16 protein-coding genes are annotated in these 16,080 nt (G+C 55.9%); 6 read left to right on the top strand and 10 right to left on the bottom strand.

Features of this window, described 5'->3' with window-relative positions; genetic code table 11:
• Window positions 1–6: 6 nt before the first annotated feature.
• The 5 genes from citD to HMPREF1141_RS07430 all read left to right on the top strand — a co-directional run bounded on the left by citD (window position 7) and on the right by HMPREF1141_RS07430 (window position 4,589).
• Complete coding sequence (gene citD, locus HMPREF1141_RS07450; protein WP_009062756.1) at window positions 7–309, top strand: citrate lyase acyl carrier protein; 303 nt, start codon at window positions 7–9, stop codon at window positions 307–309.
• Window positions 306–1,217 (top strand): aldolase/citrate lyase family protein, encoded by a 912-nt coding sequence (locus HMPREF1141_RS07445; RefSeq protein ID WP_009062596.1) that lies wholly within the window; start codon window positions 306–308, stop codon window positions 1,215–1,217. Before citD ends, HMPREF1141_RS07445 begins: the two co-directional genes overlap by 4 nt.
• Before the next feature lie 25 nt (window positions 1,218–1,242).
• Window positions 1,243–2,805: a citrate lyase subunit alpha gene (citF, locus tag HMPREF1141_RS07440; RefSeq protein WP_009062809.1), complete on the top strand. Its 1,563-nt coding sequence runs from the start codon at window positions 1,243–1,245 to the stop codon at window positions 2,803–2,805.
• A gap of 416 nt (window positions 2,806–3,221) precedes the next feature.
• Complete coding sequence (locus HMPREF1141_RS07435) at window positions 3,222–4,217, top strand: aromatic acid exporter family protein (RefSeq protein WP_009062618.1); 996 nt, start codon at window positions 3,222–3,224, stop codon at window positions 4,215–4,217.
• A 69-nt stretch (window positions 4,218–4,286) separates the two neighbouring features.
• Entirely contained in the window at window positions 4,287–4,589 is a 303-nt protein-coding gene (locus HMPREF1141_RS07430; protein WP_009062652.1) for a DUF6506 family protein, read from the top strand.
• A gap of 83 nt (window positions 4,590–4,672) precedes the next feature.
• Here the strand turns inward: HMPREF1141_RS07430 and HMPREF1141_RS07425 are convergent, their stop codons facing one another.
• The 10 genes from HMPREF1141_RS07425 to HMPREF1141_RS07380 all read right to left on the bottom strand — a co-directional run bounded on the left by HMPREF1141_RS07425 (window position 4,673) and on the right by HMPREF1141_RS07380 (window position 15,096).
• Entirely contained in the window at window positions 4,673–5,068 is a 396-nt protein-coding gene (locus HMPREF1141_RS07425; protein WP_009062455.1) for a MaoC family dehydratase, read from the bottom strand.
• Window positions 5,069–5,089: 21 nt separating this feature from the next.
• A complete protein-coding gene (locus tag HMPREF1141_RS07420; protein WP_009062700.1) occupies window positions 5,090–6,286 on the bottom strand; it encodes an acyl-CoA reductase in 1,197 nt (398 codons plus the stop codon).
• The gene (locus HMPREF1141_RS07415) at window positions 6,270–7,352 is read right to left on the bottom strand and encodes an acyl-protein synthetase (RefSeq protein WP_009062449.1); all 1,083 of its coding nucleotides are present in this window, start codon (window positions 7,350–7,352) and stop codon (window positions 6,270–6,272) included. The genes HMPREF1141_RS07420 and HMPREF1141_RS07415 overlap by 17 nt, the downstream gene beginning before the upstream one ends.
• Complete coding sequence (locus tag HMPREF1141_RS07410; RefSeq protein WP_009062645.1) at window positions 7,349–8,770, bottom strand: AMP-binding protein; 1,422 nt, start codon at window positions 8,768–8,770, stop codon at window positions 7,349–7,351. Before HMPREF1141_RS07410 ends, HMPREF1141_RS07415 begins: the two co-directional genes overlap by 4 nt.
• Window positions 8,771–8,772: 2 nt before the next feature.
• A complete protein-coding gene (locus HMPREF1141_RS07405) occupies window positions 8,773–9,006 on the bottom strand; it encodes a hypothetical protein (protein WP_009062797.1) in 234 nt (77 codons plus the stop codon).
• Window positions 9,007–9,141: 135 nt separating this feature from the next.
• Complete coding sequence (locus HMPREF1141_RS07400) at window positions 9,142–10,443, bottom strand: acetyl-CoA hydrolase/transferase C-terminal domain-containing protein (RefSeq protein WP_009062675.1); 1,302 nt, start codon at window positions 10,441–10,443, stop codon at window positions 9,142–9,144.
• A gap of 1 nt (window position 10,444) precedes the next feature.
• Complete coding sequence (locus tag HMPREF1141_RS07395) at window positions 10,445–10,759, bottom strand: NifU family protein (protein ID WP_009062481.1); 315 nt, start codon at window positions 10,757–10,759, stop codon at window positions 10,445–10,447.
• An 88-nt stretch (window positions 10,760–10,847) separates the two neighbouring features.
• On the bottom strand, window positions 10,848–12,296 hold the full coding sequence (locus tag HMPREF1141_RS07390; RefSeq protein ID WP_009062754.1) for a 4-hydroxyphenylacetate 3-hydroxylase family protein: 1,449 nt from the start codon (window positions 12,294–12,296) through the stop codon (window positions 10,848–10,850).
• Window positions 12,297–12,390: 94 nt separating this feature from the next.
• Complete coding sequence (locus HMPREF1141_RS07385) at window positions 12,391–13,191, bottom strand: N-acyl homoserine lactonase family protein (RefSeq protein ID WP_009062608.1); 801 nt, start codon at window positions 13,189–13,191, stop codon at window positions 12,391–12,393.
• 483 nt (window positions 13,192–13,674) lie between these two features.
• Entirely contained in the window at window positions 13,675–15,096 is a 1,422-nt protein-coding gene (locus tag HMPREF1141_RS07380; RefSeq protein WP_009062772.1) for a sigma 54-interacting transcriptional regulator, read from the bottom strand.
• A 545-nt stretch (window positions 15,097–15,641) separates the two neighbouring features.
• Between HMPREF1141_RS07380 and HMPREF1141_RS07370 the strand changes: the two genes are divergently transcribed.
• Window positions 15,642–16,067: a PPC domain-containing DNA-binding protein gene (locus tag HMPREF1141_RS07370; RefSeq protein WP_009062479.1), complete on the top strand. Its 426-nt coding sequence runs from the start codon at window positions 15,642–15,644 to the stop codon at window positions 16,065–16,067.
• Window positions 16,068–16,080: the final 13 nt, after the last annotated feature.

The raw sequence follows: 16,080 nt of genomic DNA, 5'->3' as shown, positions 1-16,080 counted from the left end.
GAATGAATGGAAATTCAGAAGCCGGCCATCGCCGGAACGCTGGAATCCAGCGATGCACAGGTAGTGGTGGAGCCGTTTGCAGACGGGATCCAGCTGTCGATTGAAAGCAGCGTGATGAATCAGTATGGCCGCCAGATCAAGGCGACCGTTTTAGAAACACTGGAACATCTTGGCGTAAAGAACGGCAAAATCACCGTGAACGATAAAGGTGCGTTGGAGTGCACCCTCAAGGCGCGCGTGGAATGTGCGGTGTTCCGCAGCTGCGGCGCTTCCGAGAAAAATATCCCGTGGGGAGGTGTGGTCAGATGATCAAAAGACCGAAACCGCAAAAATTCCGCCTGCGCAGAACCATGATGTTTATGAACGCGCAGAAGCCCGGCCTGATCAAAGACGCCTACATTTATGGGGCGGACAGCATTATTCTGGATTTGGAGGACGCCGTAGCCGAAAATCAGAAGGACGCCGCCCGGTTTTCGCTGTACCAGGCCTTGCAGAATGTCGATTACGGAGATACCGAGGTGATCGTGCGCATCAACGGCCTCGATACGCCCCACTGGCAGGAGGATATCCGCTGTGTGGTGGCCGGCGGGACAGACGGCATCCGCATTGCCAAATGTGAAAGCGCGCAGGATGTTCTGACCGTGGAGGAACACGTGCTGGCGGCGGAAAGAGAATTCGGGGTCGAAGAGGGAAGAACCCTTTTGATGGCCGCGCTGGAAAGCCCGAAAGGGATTCTGAACGCCTACGAAATTGTCACCGCGTCGGACCGCATGTTCGGCTGCGCCATTTCGGGCGGCGACTTCCGCAAGAGCATGCACGTTCAAATCGAAGAGGGCGGTATTGAAATGCTGGCCGCCAGGGGGCAGATGCTGCTGGCCGCGCGGGCTGCGGGTGTGCAGTGCTTTGACACGATGTTCCCGTATCTGGACGACACGGAGGGCTTTCAGGCCGAGGTCATTCAGAACCGCAAGATGGGCTTCGACGGCAAGAGCGTGATCAACCCGAAGCAGATTCGTTTTGTACACGAGACCTTTGCGCCCACTCCCAAAGAGATCGCTTACGCGGAAAAGCTGGTTCGCTCCTTTAACGAGCAGGCGGAATCCGGCGTGGGAGTCTACACCGTAGACGGAAAAATGGTGGATATTCCTTTCTTTGAAGACGCCAGAAGAGTGATCGCTCTTGCGAAAGCGTGCGGCGTTTACAAAGGTGATTTATAACGAATCGAGGAGGAAGCGATACAGTATGAAAAACGCAGTAAATCGGGAAATACCCGAAGAACTCCTGAAAGACGGCAAAGAGGTCTATCAGGGAAAATATTATATGGACGGCAAATATATCAAAAGGGATTCCCCCAAAACCCGCCGGTATGTAAAGCCGCAGAGCAGCAAGCTGTGCAGCAGTATCAGAAAGGCATGCGAGCGCTGCGGCGCGCACGACGGAATGACTGTTTCGTTTCATTCCGAATTCCGAGAGGGAGACTATGTGGCCAGCATGGTCGCCAAAGTTCTGGTGGAGGAGATGGGCCTGAAGGATATCACCATCGCGGCAACATCTCTTGGCAACGCTCAGGACCTGATTGCGGATTATATTGAGCAGGGGAAGGTCATCGGCATTCAGACCTCCGGCGTCCGCGGGCGGATCGGCGAGGTGATTTCCGCCGGGAAGCTCGCGACCCCTGCCGTTATCCGCAGCCACGGGGGACGCCCCCGCGCGGTCGAGGCTGGAGAAGTGCATATCGACATCGCCTTTTTGGCCGCTTCCACCTCAGACTGCTGGGGCAACGCCAAGGGGGTGGGCGGCAAAAACAATTGCGGCTCGATGGGGTTTGCCATTCACGATTCCCACTACGCCGACCATACCGTTATCATCACCGATACGCTGGTAGACTTTCCCAACCGGCCGTCCTCTATTTCTGCCGAAAATGTGGACTGCGTGTGTGTGGTGGACAGCATTGGCGACGCGACGAAAATTGCCACCAAAGAAGCCCGTGTTACGGAAAACCCGCGCGAGCTGATGATGGCGGAGCATGCGGCTGAAGTGATCGCCGCGACCCCGTATTTTACAGACGGTTTTTCATTCCAGACCGGGGCGGGCGGCCCATCTTTGGCGGTCAACCGTTTTATTGAGAAACGCATGGTGGAAAAAGGGATCAAAATGAGCTTCGCTCTGGGCGGGGTGACAAGCGCAGTATGCCAGCTGCTGGACAAGGGCCTTGTCGGGGCGATTCTGGATACGCAGGATTTCGACATGGGCGCCATCAAGCACCTGGCCGAACATCCAAAGCATCACGAAATCAGCATGAGCGAGTACGCGAATCCGGCCAACAAGGGCGCTTATGTCAATCAGCTGGATTTTGTAGTTCTGTCCGCTCTCGAGATCGATGTCAATTTTAACGTGAACGTCATCACCGGCTCCGACGGAATCCTGCGCGGTGCGCCAGGCGGCCACCCGGATACGGCTGCGGGCAGCAAGTGCTGCATCATCGTCACACCCCTGACCCGCGGCCGCATGGCGACCGTGTGTGATGAGGTGGTAACGGTCACCACGCCCGGCGACTGCGTGGATATTCTGGTGACGGATTACGGTATCGCGGTCAACCCCCTGCGCAACGATTTGGCACAATGCCTGGATGCCGCCGGTATCGAACACGTGACGATTGAATGGCTGCGCGACAAAGCTTACAGCTTGGTGGGAACTCCTGATGCGCTGGAGTGGGAAGATCAGGTCGTTGCCGTTGTGGAAGCGAGAGACGGCACACTGCTGGATGTCGTTCGCAAGATCAGGCCGCTTCAGCTGGATGGATGATTCGTGATTGGCGGTGTCGACAGGGTTTCCCTGCCTGCGGCCGGAACGGATTTACGCCATTTTGGCAAATCAATACAGGGAAACCGCCAGAGCGAGGCGGGAAGAAGCCTCTGAATCATGATAAAAAGTGCATGGATTGTCCGCTGAAAAGCGGTTCCATGCGCTTTTTTACTGTCTGCCGTTTCTCAGGGTGTGGCTGCTTCGGAATACGCCTGCAGTTCCACAAACTTTATGGGGAGCCATTACCTAGTGCTTGTCCGATTGGCGGCTGTATTTTGTCTATAATATGCGGGAAATTTCCTGTTGCTACTGCTCAGAGTTGAAATTGTGCGGATAACCCAATATAATAAAGTCAAAGATTGGGAGCGCGGCACAGAGTACCGCAGGCCGCCTCCGGCTTGCGAAGGGGGATGCGTTTGAAGACTTTGCTCAAATCTGCAGGGATCAAGGCGGTAAAGGCAGCGGCAGGGGCCTGTGCCGCCATTGCCTTGGCCCTTGCGCTGGGGCTGCAATACCCCACGGCGGCAGGTATCATTACGCTGCTCAGTCTGCAGGAAACGAAGCGGGAAACGCTGATCACCGCGGGGCGCCGTATCCCGATTTTTCTGGCGGCGACGGCCATTGCATTTTTCAGCTTTCAGCTGCTGGGCTATACGGTTGCGGCCCTTGGTGTTTATCTGCTGGCGTTTGTTACGCTGTGCCATACCTTTTCCGCCGCTGCGGATATTGCCATGTGTTCGGTGCTGGTCACCCATTATTGGGCAGAGCGCTCCATGGCGCTCGGGCTGATCGGCAACGAGCTTCTGCTCCTTGTGATCGGCGCGGGCATCGGTATTCAGCTGAACCTGTTTTTGCCGGTCGGGCTCCATGCCATCCGCAAGGCGCAGGGGGAGATCGATTCTGCGATCTGCCGGGTGCTGGATCAGATTGCGGAGGCGATTCAGGGCCATACGGTTTCCCATCTCCCAAAATTTTCGGAGCTGGAACGTCTGCTGGAGCAGGCGCGTGCGCAGGCAAACCGAGCTGCCGACAATGCGCTGACCCTAGACCTGAATTATTACCGGGAATACATCGATATGCGCACGAATCAGTTTCTGGTTCTTCAGCGCATTCAGATCGGCCTTCTCCGGCTCAATGGAGCACCTTTCCAGGCGGAGCAGATTGCCGTGTTTCTGCGCAGGATTTCTTCCACCTTTGGGGAATCGAACAACGCGGCGGCGCTGCTTGACGACGCGAACAAAATCCGAGCGGAATTCCGTGCCAGCGAGCTGCCCCGTACCCGCGAGGAATTTGAAGACCGCGCCGCCCTGCTGCACATTTTTAATGAGCTGGAGCATTTTCTGCTGCTGAAAAGCACCTTTGCCCAGTCGCTGACCCCGGAACAGAGAGCGCGTTACTGGAACGAATCATAATTGCTTTGCCGTTGAGCGACGGCCTGAATTGAGAGAAAAATAAAATGAATTTAGATAGGAGAAATTACTATGAAAAAGAAATTCGCATTTGTTTTGATGGGAGGACACTATACGCCGGAACAGCATCAGGCCCATTTTGAAACGGAAAAACAAATCACCAGTATTTTTACGGTGAACAACTACGAGCAGGCACGCCAGAAGCTGACGGAGCTGGAGCAGGAGGGCTTCGGGGCCGTGGAGCTTTGCGGCGCGTTCGGCGAGGAAAAAGCCAAAGAGCTGATTGCGCTGACGCATGGGAAAATTGCGATCGGGTTTGTAACGCACCTGCCAGAGCAGGATGAGCTGTTTGCCAGCTTTTTTGCGAAAGGCTGATATTTAATCTCTGAATGAAACAGAAATAACTCCCTCGTTTTCGGCGAGGGAGTTATTTCTGTTTCTCTTCATTTTCTATGTGTTCAGGGCGGCAGAACCACCGCGTAGCCGGAAAGCACCAGCTCCTGCTTCTGGTTGCGGATCTGTACCCGCAGGCGCACCTGCCCGTTTTCCGGGTAAATCTGCGCGACCCGACAGGCGGCGATGACAGTGTCGCCGCAGAACACCGGGCGGATGAAACGAAGCTCCTGACTGACGTAAACGGAGCCCGGCCCGGGGAGCTGTGTGCCGATCAGCGCAGAGATCATCCCGGCCAGCAGCATGCCGTGAACGATGGGCGCGCCGAAACGGCTTTCTCCCGATTCCAAGGTGTGCAGGGGATTCTGATCGCCCGTCAGCCGCATGTAATCCTCAAGGTCCTGCGGTGAAAAGCTTCTGGTGCGCTCTGCACAATTCCCAACGGATAAAGGTGTCATCATATTGCTTCCTTTCGGTTACTGCTAGGAAAATTCAACGCTGCGGCTCATAGCACGGATCAAATCGATTCCGTCCCATACCAGAGAAAACTGCATGCTGCTGCCAAGCGGTACCACACGGTCAATTCCCGCGGGACGTGCACGACGCAGAAATTCCCGCAGCTCTGCCGTTTTGATTCCATAACAGCAAAGCGTCTGGCAGCGTTCCCCTAAGATGGGGAGCAGCGTATCGAGTGTCTGCGCATGGGTTTCCAGAAACAAGCCGTCGCCGGTCCAAAGCTCCAGCAGCTCCGGAGTCAGGCGTGGCGTCAGCACCCGCACGGCATGGTTGCTCTGTGCGCACAGGCGGACTTCCGGGTTTTGGGCCGCCATAAGGCAGAAATGCTCCCGCTTTTTGACCGCGTGAACCGGCAGAAAATCCGTCCGGTTTTGGCACAGGCGTTCCACCTTTTGCCACAAAAATTTTTGGGCCGCTTTAATTTGTGCGTCTTCCCCCAGCCAAAGCAGAGCGCGGGGAGAGGTGCAGGCCCATTGTCCGGCAAAGTAAGCATCCGAATAAAAGCGTTCCGAAAGCCGCTCCGGGTTGGGATCGCTCAGGAATGCCCCTGCGTCGATGACGCACACGGAATAGCGGCTGGCAAAGGAAAGCTCCACCGCGCGCGGGGAAAGCGGCAGCTGCCGGATTTGCCGAATCGCCTCGTCGCCGCCCCACAGAACGCGCACGCCGCAGCGTTCCGACAGCCGCGCCAGAACCGGGTGATCGTGTTCGCACTGAAAACAGGTGATATAGGACAGAAGTCCTCGAAATTCAGTGTGCAGCAGCGCGTCCATTTCACGGCACAGCAGCCTTGCCTGCGGAAAATCACGTGAGGAAAGGCGAACCGCGCAGGCGCACCCTGCCAGCAAACCCGCCGCCAGCGAGTAGGCAAAGTTCAGCGGAACGTTGCTGGGGCACACATGAAATGCCAACCCGCGGCCGAAGCACAGGCTCTCTGTATTCTGACCCTTTGCGAGCTGCCGGAGATGGCTGCCCCGGCACCAGAACGCGAAGGCGGAAAGGTCGGGAAAGGGGTGTGCTTCGGGGTTTCGGCGCAGCCTGATGCTCAATGCGTTCAGGAACTGAAGCACCTGCTCCTCAAAAATGGAGAAAGGCGGCATATCCTGCTCTAAAGAAGACAGCTCCCCAGTGAGCAGTACAAATTTCTTATCCTGCGTAGACATCGCTGCACCCCCTGAGCTGCGCCTGCTGCAGGCGGCCGCTGACCAGAAAGTTTTTCCCCAGCCTGCCGCAGGGGCAGTCATCCACACCCAGAAAAACGCCCTCGTCCTCCGTTAGCAGACTGTGGCCGGGGTAAGAGCGCGGCAGCAGAGAAAGAACCTGCAGAATACCCGCTTCTCTCGGCTCGCACAGGGAGAAATCCTCCGCCCTGCGCACGAATACCTCGGAAAGCTCGCTGGCATGAAAGCGCCCAGCCTCGCATTGAAAAAAGACGGAACCGGCCTGCTCTGCCATACCGTAATAATTGTAAATGCGATGCAGCCCGCAGCACTCATTCAGGGCGCGCTGGAATTCCTCCGGCGGCACGGCCTGATCGAGAAGCTTCTTCCAGCCGCCCCCGTGAATGAGGATTCCGCCCGAAAAATCCAGATGTTCCGCAGAGTCGCGCAGCGCCTGGCAAAAATATTTCCACACCATAAAGGTGAAGCCGAACAAAAGAAACGGCCCGCCGTTTGCCTGCTCCAGAAACGCGCGGATGGCCGGCAGATCAAGCGTTAAATCCTCCCGCAGGGCAAACACGCGCCGCCGGGCAAAAATAGAAAAGCCCAGGATTCCGGCGGCCCGTGCGGAAAGCCCGCTGCCATAAGCAAGGATGGACGGCTGATCGAGAATCAGCATCGGCAGGCGCGCTCCGCCGATGAAATCTGCAGCAATGTGCGCCAGTGCGCGCTGCTGGTCGGCGGAGGTCTCCCGGTCCAGCTCCACATGAACGGTCTGGCTTCCTGTGGTACCGGAGGAGGTAAGGGAGCGGGCGTATTCCTGCTCGGAGGGAACGCTGCTCAGCCGCATGGATTTGAACAGGCCGCTGGGGAGAAAGGGCAGCTCCTGCGTGCTGTGGATCGTTTCGGGGTCAAATTCCAGCGCGCGCAGAATATTGGCATACGGCTCACAGTGGGCGCTGTGGTAACGGGTCAGCTCCAGTGCCGCGGGGAAGAACAAGGCCTCCTTTGCCGACTGCGGCAGAGAAAACGGCGGTATTTCCAGCAGATGTGCAACATCCTTTGTCATAGCAGCTCCTCCAGGCGCGGGTATTGGATTTTCCCGGCCTCGTTTCTGGGAATTTCCGCGATGGGATGTGCGCCAAAGGCCCACACGGGAAAACGAAGGGTTTCAGACAGATAAGTAAGCGCGTTCTGCGCGGTGCAATCCGAGGACTCGGTGACGAACAGATCGATATGATCGTCGCGCCCCAGGCACGCGAAATCCGCGCCGCCGAACTGCTCACGCAGCAGGCGCTCGCATTCGTCCAGGCTTACGCGGCTGCCGAACAGCTTTACCATCCGCTTCTTGCGCCCGGTAACGGTATAGCAGCCGTCCGTATCCCGCATGGCGAGGTCGCCGGTAAACAGCATGCCGCCGAAATCATCGCCCCGCGCCAGATCGACCGGGCCCTGCGCATAGCCGAGGGTCACGTTCGGCCCCTCATACACCAGCTCGCCCTCCCGGTACGGCTCCGTGATTTCCTCCCCGCTGTCGCCAACTAGGCGGAAGACCCCGCCCGGTATGGCAATTCCGATGGTGCCGCATTTTTCTTCTGCCAGCCGCCAGGGCAGGTAGCTCATGCGGGCGGTGGCCTCTGTCTGGCCGTACATCGCGTAAAAACGCAGCCCGCGTTCCCGGGCAAATTCGGCACAGCGCTGGTGCATCCGGTGCGGCAGCTTGCCCCCGGCCTGTGTAAAATACCGCAGGCTCGGCAGCTCGCGCTCAAAGAATCCGGCGCGCTCCAGCAGGGTGTAGGTCATGGGTACCCCGCTGATGCTGGTGGCTTTTTCGCGCTCAAAATAATCCCAAAACTCCTGCTGGATCACACTGTACTCGCTCAGCAGCACGGTCCCGCCTGTCAGCAGGTGGCTGTGCAGAATCGAAAGGCCAAAGGTGTAATGCAGCGGCAAGGTCAGGATCGGGCGCTCAGAGGTGGAGTTGAGCTCCAGATACTGCGCGATTGCCTCGGCGTTGGAAAGAAGATTGCGCGCGCTCTGGCGTACCAGCTTGGGGCTGCCCGTTGAGCCAGAGGTGGTCAGCAGCAGCGAGAGCTCCGGGTGCAGCTGCGGGCAGTCGGTACAGTCCGTTTGCAGCAGGGTGTAATCATACAGTGTCTGTACCGGCGTGTATTTGGAAAACGCGCCGGATTTTTTCTGCGGAACCCACAAAAAGCTGGGGCGGTACAGTGTAATCAGGCGGCTTAGAAGCTCCGGGGTCAGCTCGCTGTCCAGAAGCAGGGGCACCGCCTGCGTGGACAAAAAGCCCACATATCCTGCGGTAAAGCCGATGGTGCTGCTGGTCAGGCAGAAGATCAAAGTGCGCCGCACCGGCCACTGCGCCACACGGTTTACGGCAGCCGCGAGCTGAGAATAGGTCAGCACGGCTCCGTTTGGTTCCACCAGCGCGGGCTGCTCCGGCGGATGCTGTTCCAATGGAAAAAACATGGTCAGACCTCCACGTCGTATTTCCTCAAAATCTCTTTTCCTTTTTCATAGCTGTTAAACAGGATGACGTCGGTGGAGTTGATGGAAATATTGAAGGTGTCCTCCATCATGGTGATCATCTCGATATGCTGCAGGGAATCCCAGTTGCCGCGCAGATAAATCAGTGCGGGGAGGTCTTCCTCCGCAACGCCGAACAGCTTCATAAATACCTGATTGTATTGTTCCAAATGAGTCATGGTGTCAATTTCCTCCAGAGAGTGGCAGTGGTGCCTGTCGCCTGCTTCGGCGGCCTGCGTATTGTAGAAAGTGCACCGGAGAGGCCGGAGCCTCTCCGGTGCCTTTGGTGTGGGAGAGTGTATCGTTGAAAGATGTTATACTCCGAAGCGGCGATGGAATTCTTCCATCAGTTCTTCCCGGAAATCCGGGTGAGCGATTTCGATGAGGGCTTTCGCGCGGTCGCGCAGGGTTTTGCCCTTCAGCTTGGCAACGCCGAATTCCGTTACGATATAGTTCACGTCGTAGCGGGAGGTGGTCACCGCCGCGCCCGCATCGATTTGTACCGCGATTTTAGAAACGCGCGTGCCGTCCTTTTTTACTAAGGATGACGGCATGGCCATAATGCTCTTGCCGCCGCGGCTCAGGTTTGCGCCGCGCACGAAATCGACCTGGCCGCCCACGCCGGAAAACTGCCGCGGGCCGATGCTGTCGGAAACGACCTGGCCCATCAGGTCAACCTGAATGCAGGAGTTGATGGAAACCAGATTGTCGTTTTTCGCAATGACAGCGGGATTGTTGACATAATCCACCGGATACATTGCGACAGACGGATTGTTGTTGACATAATCGTACAGGCGCTTGCTGCCCATCAGGAAGGTGACGACGCATTGGCCCTTGTGCAGGGTCTTGCGGCGGTTGGTGATCACGCCGGCTTCCACCAGCTCGACCACGCCGTCCGAGAACATTTCGGAATGAATGCCCAGGTCTTTCTTTTCCTTGAGGAACAGCAGAACCGCGTCGGGAATCGCGCCGATGCCAAGCTGCAAACAGTCTCCGTCCTGAATGAGCGAGGCGCAGTGCTCCCCGATGGCGCATTCGGTTTCTCCAATTTTTGCCTGCCCCAGCTCGATGATGGGGTCATCCACCTCTACGATGCAGTCCAGCTCGCTCACGTGGATGAAGCTGTCGCCGAGGGTGCGGGGCATATTGGGGTTGATCTGGGCGATGCGCAGGTCCGCGATTTCTGCGGCGGGCTTTGTATAGTCCACCGAAACGCCGTAGCTGCAGTAGCCATGTTCATCCGGCGGGGAAAGGTGAAGCAGCGCCACATTGGGATGCAGCTCTTCGCGAAGAAGGTCGGGAATCTGCGAGAAATATACCGGGGTGAAATCCCCGCGCCCTTTCGCGATGGCGTCTCTGGTAGACGCTCCTAAAAACAGACTGTTGTGGCGGAAGTTCTCCGTGTATTCGGGCAGGCAGTATTCGCCTTTGCCCATTGCCACCATGTGAACAATTTCCACATTGCGGTAAGCGTCGGCGTTTTTTACCATAGCGTCGATCAGTGCGCTGGGTTCACCGGTGGCGTGAGCCACGACCACACGGTCGCCGGATTTGATATGAGAAACGGCCTGCTCCGCCGTCATCCGCTTTTGCTGATACAGTTCCTGCCAGGACATGTTACGTCACTCCTTGTTGATTTTTTGCGCCGGTATGCCGGCTGGTCAAAAACTCCCGCGCCTGCGTTAAAAGAGAATCGCTGACGCCGGTGTCGAGCACGACGCGCCGGATCTGCGGAAAACGGCTTTGCACGGCGGAGGCGATCAGCTCCTCGGTGGTCAGGGAAGCGGACGGGCAGTTGGCGCAGGCGCCCAGCAGGCGAATGGTCAGCACGTCGTCCGTCAGGCTGATGATGCTGAGGTTCCCTTGGTGCAGGGCAAGCTGCGGACGGACCTGTTCTTCCAGCAGGCGTTCGATTTCAGTCAGTTGGGTCATGAAAAACACCTCGGTTGGTTGATTCCGATTCCCCGCTGCCCGGGGGGTAGCACGGGCGGCGGGTACGAAACCGGAAAACACAAGCAGATTAGTCGATATGCGCGATGGCCTTGGCCAGCTTCTTTTTCGCGCTGATATTGCCCTGGCGGGCGATCATGATGCGCTGCGCCTGCGGGGAACCCGCGCCGTGCATGGATTCGGTGCGGTAGCCGACAGCCGCCGTGCCGAGAGACATATTTTCGATCAGGCGCAGGACGCGCAGACGATTCTCGGTGGAAACCGCGTTGACGCCGCGCAGGTATTTGTCCACATAGGGGCCTACCACCGGGTCACGCAGGTCTTTTTCAGACGGAGCGGTCACCATCAGGCCGCCGGCGATATCCTCGGCCAGCCGTACGATTTCATAGGGGAAGCGGGTCACGTTCTGCTTACAGACGTTGGCGAGTAGCAGATCGATCAGGTAGTTGCCGGACGGGGTGGGCTTGCCCTCCGAAGAGCACGCGATACCGCAGGCAAACAGGGTCTCGTTCAGGTGTACCATCTCAATCAGCTTATCTTTCACGGCAGAAGCGCGCTCTACGCCGTTGTACTCAGCGGCCAGCGCGGCCGCGCCGATCAGAACGTCGCCCACGCCGACCTTACAGCCGCCGTAGCTCTGTCTGTGGTAACCGGCAAAGCGCTCTACCAGCATTCCGGCAAACTCGACTTCGCCGTTGAGGAAAATGCGGTCGTTCGGAACAAACACGTTGTCGAATACCACCAGAGCCTCTACGCCGCCGAACTCGCTGTTGCCAACGTCCATCTCGCTGCCTTCCAGCTTGCGGGTGTCGCAGCTCTGGCGGCCGATAATCATGAAAATGCCCTCGGCGTCGGTCGGTACGGCAAACGAAACGGCATAATCCTTGTCGTCCGGGCCCATCGCGATGGTGGGCATGACGATCACTTCGTGGGAGTTGATGATACCGGTCTGGTGTGCTTTTGCGCCGCGCACAATAATGCCGTCGGGGCGGCGCTCCACCACATGCAGGTACATGTCGGCGTCAGGCTGTGCGTGGGGGGCCAGCGAACGGTCGCCCTTGGGGTCGGTCATCGCGCCGTCTACCGTCCAGTCGTTCTCTTCGGTGGCGATCGCAAACTTTTTGAAGTTCTCAAAATAATTGGTTTTGTACTGCTGGTCGGTCTCAAAGGTGGTGGAATAGAGCGCGTTGAACGCGTCCATGCCTACACAGCGCTGAAAACAGGAAGCGGTCTTCTGGCCGAGCAGACGCTGCATTTTCACCTTGTTTACCAGATCCTGCGTGCTGTGGTGGATATGACAGAAGCGGTTGATCTTGTTCCCGGTGATCGCAGAGGTAGCGGTCATCAAATCCTCGTACTGAGGGTCCTGCGCGAGGTCATAGGTCATGCGGACCGAATTCAGCGACGGGCGCAGAATCGGGTGATCTACCGGGCTCTCAATTTTCTCGCCGAACATGTAAATCTGCAGATTCAGCTTGCGGATGCTTTCGATATATTGTTCTCCGGTCATAAGTGCCATGGTGAAATTCCTTCTTTCTGAGATAATGGGCCGAATGGATTCCTTCTGTGAATGATTCAAATTGATTCAAAATGTGAAATGGCTGGCGTGTGCGTCAGTCGTAGTAGTGCGGGGCGGTCTTTAAGGTCTGGAAGAACTCATAATCGTGGGCAAAGACCACCTTGCCGTTGTATTTTTCTTCTAAATCGTGGACCTTCTGAACAGACTGGAAGTGCGCCAGGCTGTCGTACAGCAGGCCGGACATTTTGGCGGGCGGGCCGTAAATCTCGGAGGTGTATACGGCGTCCTGCGGCAGAATGAAGGTGCTGTTCTCCATATGTACCACAAGACCGAGTAGTCCGGGAGTATGGCCGGGCAGGTTGACAACGTCCACACCGGGAACCAGCTCGAAGTCGCTGTCGATCAGGTGATACTGCTTTACGGAAACGTCCATATCACCCTTGACATAGCCGCCGTGCGTGGTCGGATCCGGATTCAGGTGTACCTGTGCCTGCGCATTGAGGAAGTCTGCCTTCGGTACATACACGTCTGCATGGGGGAACAGATGCAGGTTGCCGGCATGGTCAAGGTGCATGTGAGAAACGACGACCGTCTTGATGTCCTCGGGCTTTACGCCGACCAGAGCAAGCTGGTTTTCGAGGCGCTCTTCCTCTTTCTGGTAGAGGGGGTACACTTCCTGCAGATTCTTGGGCCAGTAGCCGTTCATGGCCTCCGGGTTGCTGCCGGTGTCATAGAGGATGTATCCGTCTCCGGTATCGATCAGAAAAGCCATGACGGGCAGTTTAATCCATTTGTTGGTGACCTGCGGCTGGCTGTAGGTTCCGATGGTGGAACAGGCGACTACATTGTTTTTGTCTGTCTCCAGATAACCGGTGTTCAGGATGTACAGTTTCATTTTGGTTCCTCCTTATAATTTGAGTTGGCTCTTGTGGAAAGCCTGTTGTAAAAGAGTTAGAGCAAGTTCCGTGCCATATGCGATGATTCGTGTGCGTTGATTTGCCGATTCTACGAATCCGACAATTTTAGATCGGTGTTTTTTGGACTTTCGTCAATTGAATTTTGAGAATAGAAGAGAACTTAAATTCCGAACCGGAATGAATATTGGAAAACGGCATAGTAAATTGAGTGAATTTACTATTTTTTTATGAATTCGACATAACAGATCGCATGTTGTTGTTTTATTTTTGAAACGCCGATGCTGATATGAAACAAACCAGCGCCAACAGAAGCGGAGCTTGTGTCGGCGCTGGTTTTGTATGTCAGAACCGGGATCGGGCTCTGTTTTATTTTTGATATGGCAGCAACAGCATTCGTTAAAAGTTATTGATTTTCTCTTCCGGCAAAAACGTGGGAGAAAACCGGCGTTCTGAAATCCGTTCTATTTTAGTTTTACATTGTATTTCTGGCGCTTGCGCACATAGGTGGCCGGGTCCATGCGAAGGCTTTGCGCGGCTGAGCGAACATTTTTTTTGTTTTCGTATGCTTTATCGATATACTCTTTTTCGATTTTTTCAAGATACGCCTTCAAATCGAAGTCCTCGCTGCTGTCGCCGGGGTCTGGACAGAGCCGCGCGTTTTGCAGCATCAGATGCGCGCTGTCGATTTCGTCCGCGTCGCTAATGATGAAGGAACGCTCCATGACGTTTTTCAGCTCGCGCACATTGCCGGGCCAGCTGTATTCCAAAAGGCTGATAAAGGCGCTTTGCGTAAGAGATTTATTCTGGTTATATTTTTTATTCAGGGTTTCCAGCATGTTTTGTGCCAGCTTTGGAATATCGTCCTGCCGCTCGCGCAGCGGGGGAATGTGGACCGGGAATACATTCAGCCGGTAGTACAGATCCTCCCGCAGTCTGCCGCTTTTGACCATGCTCTCCATGTCGCGGTTGGTGGCGGCCACGACCCGCACATCCACCTTGATCGGCTTGCCGGTGCCCACGCGCACGATCTCTTGCTCCTGCAGAACGCGCAGCAGCTTTACCTGCAGGCTGGCCGGCAGCTCGCCCACCTCATCGAGGAAGATGGTGCCCTTGTCTGCAATTTCAAACAGGCCGGCCTTTCCTTCTCTGTTGGCGCCGGTGAAAGCGCCGCGCTCGTAGCCGAACAGCTCGCTTTCGGCCAGAGCCTCCGGTATGGCGCCGCAGTTCACCTTGATGAACGGCCCGTCTCTTCGAGGGCTTTTCTTATGTAGGTAAGAGGCGACCATCTCTTTGCCGACGCCGGTTTCCCCAAGCAGCAGAACCGGCGTGTCCAGCAGGGCGGCCCGCCCTACCATGCGCAGCAGGTTCAGCATTTTTGCGTCGGCCACCACCATGTCGCTGGTCTGCATCAGCTGCTTGCGGATGACCTCGATTTCTCCTTCGTAGCGCTGGGCCTGCTCCTGCTTTTGCGCCAGCTGTTCTTTCAGATTGTACAGCTCCGAAATATCGCGCACGTTGGTAACCACCATGATGATCTCGTTTTGCTCGTCGAAAACGGGAGTGCTGGTGACGATGGCGCGTTTTCCGGTACGGAAGGTCTGATCGATGGTGATGGTGTTTCTGCTCTTGAGGGCCATCAGGGAAGCGGAGCGCGAGATAATCCCGTATTTCTCCAGCTCGGTCATGTTTTTACCGATTACATCCTTTTCGTTCAGACCCGAAATCACTTGGTAAGAATGGTTGATCCAGATAGTATTGGCCTGTCCGTCGGTGATGTAAATCCCGTCAAAGGAGCTTTCCAGAATGGCGATCAGGGCATCGGTCGTGTTCATGGCATCCGGGAAGTTTGTCGTTTTGTGCACATGCACAGGATTTCGCTGCATACGTCCTCCTTTGTCAGACAGACGGGATGTTTCTCCGACGCGGCTGATCGGGCCGGATTTTCCCGTGGTGTAGTTTGTCTGTTTTGCATCGGCATGGCTTTTCTGCGCTATACTCTGTGATGCTGACAGAATTCTCTGTGGATATGATACCACAGGCGCAGAGCACCGTTGGGGTGTTATTTTACCAATTGGCATGATAATAGCCGCTTGTGGCCATTATAACAAAAATTTCTGTAAAATCAAATCCATATTTGGCATGTGTGTGCTGCGGGTGGAGTAGGGAGCAATTTCTACCATTGTGCTGGAACTTGATCCGGCTTCCGTTTTACCCTCATTTCTTTCAAAACCGTTATCTTTTGTAAAAGCTTTGTTCATTTACTTTCCCATGCTTTCGCAGTATAATAATGATCAATATACTGCCGGTTTGGAATCTCGCGGCACAAGAAGAAAGAAGATCGGCGGGCGGCCGGGGAAGCACGGAACCGTGCAGCAGAACTGCCAGCGCGGCATCCCGCGGATCAACATTGTGAAAGGATAGAGCACAAATGGAATATAAAAGATTCAAAGATTCGATCATAGCCAGAATCGATCCGGGTGAGGAAATCCTGGCGTCGATTCGGGAAATTGCTTTGAAAGAAGAAATCAAGCTGGCGTCTGTCAGCGGGTTGGGCGCCGTTAACAGCTTTACGGTAGGCGTTTTCAAAACAGCCGAAAAGGAATATAAAGCAAACGAGTTTAACGGCTATTATGAGATCGTGTCGCTCACGGGAACGATCAACACCATGAAAGATGAGTTTTACTGCCACCTGCACATGAGTGCCGGGGGAGAAGACGGCAACGTAGTGGGCGGCCACCTGAACCGGGCGGTTGTCAGCGCTACCTGCGAACTGGTCATCCGCATAATCGACGGCAGGGTGGACAGAAGCTTCAGCGAAAAAGTAGGATTGAATCTGTTCGATTTTCACCGCTGACTTTTGAGTGGTT

It is taken from the genome of Clostridium sp. MSTE9 (assembly GCF_000277625.1).
In the GTDB taxonomy this organism is placed as follows: Bacteria; Bacillota; Clostridia; order Oscillospirales; family Acutalibacteraceae; genus Faecalispora; species Faecalispora jeddahensis.
This window is presented reverse-complemented; position numbering and strand designations above follow the sequence as displayed.

Bases quoted from the DNA above. Each gene is read 5' to 3' on its own strand.
- citD (WP_009062756.1), top strand. From the start codon at position 7: ATGGAAATTCAGAAGCCGGCCATCGCCGGAACGCTGGAATCCAGCGAT.
- HMPREF1141_RS07445 (WP_009062596.1), top strand. From the start codon at position 306: ATGATCAAAAGACCGAAACCGCAAAAATTCCGCCTGCGCAGAACCATG.
- citF (WP_009062809.1), top strand. From the start codon at position 1,243: ATGAAAAACGCAGTAAATCGGGAAATACCCGAAGAACTCCTGAAAGAC.
- HMPREF1141_RS07430 (WP_009062652.1), top strand. From the start codon at position 4,287: ATGAAAAAGAAATTCGCATTTGTTTTGATGGGAGGACACTATACGCCG.
- HMPREF1141_RS07425 (WP_009062455.1), bottom strand. From the start codon at position 5,068: ATGATGACACCTTTATCCGTTGGGAATTGTGCAGAGCGCACCAGAAGC.
- HMPREF1141_RS07420 (WP_009062700.1), bottom strand. From the start codon at position 6,286: ATGTCTACGCAGGATAAGAAATTTGTACTGCTCACTGGGGAGCTGTCT.
- HMPREF1141_RS07415 (WP_009062449.1), bottom strand. From the start codon at position 7,352: ATGACAAAGGATGTTGCACATCTGCTGGAAATACCGCCGTTTTCTCTG.
- HMPREF1141_RS07410 (WP_009062645.1), bottom strand. From the start codon at position 8,770: ATGTTTTTTCCATTGGAACAGCATCCGCCGGAGCAGCCCGCGCTGGTG.
- HMPREF1141_RS07405 (WP_009062797.1), bottom strand. From the start codon at position 9,006: ATGACTCATTTGGAACAATACAATCAGGTATTTATGAAGCTGTTCGGC.
- HMPREF1141_RS07400 (WP_009062675.1), bottom strand. From the start codon at position 10,443: ATGTCCTGGCAGGAACTGTATCAGCAAAAGCGGATGACGGCGGAGCAG.
- HMPREF1141_RS07395 (WP_009062481.1), bottom strand. From the start codon at position 10,759: ATGACCCAACTGACTGAAATCGAACGCCTGCTGGAAGAACAGGTCCGT.
- HMPREF1141_RS07390 (WP_009062754.1), bottom strand. From the start codon at position 12,296: ATGGCACTTATGACCGGAGAACAATATATCGAAAGCATCCGCAAGCTG.
- HMPREF1141_RS07385 (WP_009062608.1), bottom strand. From the start codon at position 13,191: ATGAAACTGTACATCCTGAACACCGGTTATCTGGAGACAGACAAAAAC.
- HMPREF1141_RS07380 (WP_009062772.1), bottom strand. From the start codon at position 15,096: ATGCAGCGAAATCCTGTGCATGTGCACAAAACGACAAACTTCCCGGAT.
- HMPREF1141_RS07370 (WP_009062479.1), top strand. From the start codon at position 15,642: ATGGAATATAAAAGATTCAAAGATTCGATCATAGCCAGAATCGATCCG.